Annotated in this window: 1 protein-coding gene; it reads right to left on the reverse strand. The window is 62.5% G+C overall.

The features are described from left to right. The coding region (locus ACTVZP_RS22335; RefSeq protein WP_443214320.1) for a GTP-binding protein at positions 1-515 on the reverse strand (515 nt) is incomplete at both ends.

Here is a 515-nt window from a genome sequence, read left to right on the forward strand (position 1 = left end):
GCCAGGGCCGAGCCCTTGATGATCGGGATGTCGTCGCCGGGGTAGTCGTAGGACGACAGCAGTTCACGGATCTCCATCTCGACCAGTTCGAGAAGTTCCGGGTCATCCACCTGGTCGACCTTGTTCATGTAGACGACCATGTAGGGGATACCAACCTGGCGGCCGAGCAGGATGTGCTCGCGCGTCTGCGGCATCGGGCCGTCGGCCGCCGACACCACGAGGATCGCGCCGTCCATCTGCGCCGCACCCGTGATCATGTTCTTCACGTAGTCGGCGTGGCCGGGGCAGTCCACGTGCGCGTAGTGCCGGCTTTCCGACTCGTATTCCACGTGTGCCGTCGAGATCGTGATCCCGCGAGCCCGCTCTTCCGGCGCACCGTCGATCTGGTCATAGGCGCGGAACTCGCCGAAATACTTCGTGATCGCGGCCGTCAGCGTCGTCTTGCCGTGGTCAACGTGGCCGATCGTGCCGATGTTGACGTGCGGTTTGTTACGTTCAAACTTTGCCTTTGCCAT

The organism is Rhodobacter sp. NSM, assembly GCF_052244495.1.
GTDB lineage: Bacteria > Pseudomonadota > Alphaproteobacteria > Rhodobacterales > Rhodobacteraceae > Cereibacter_A.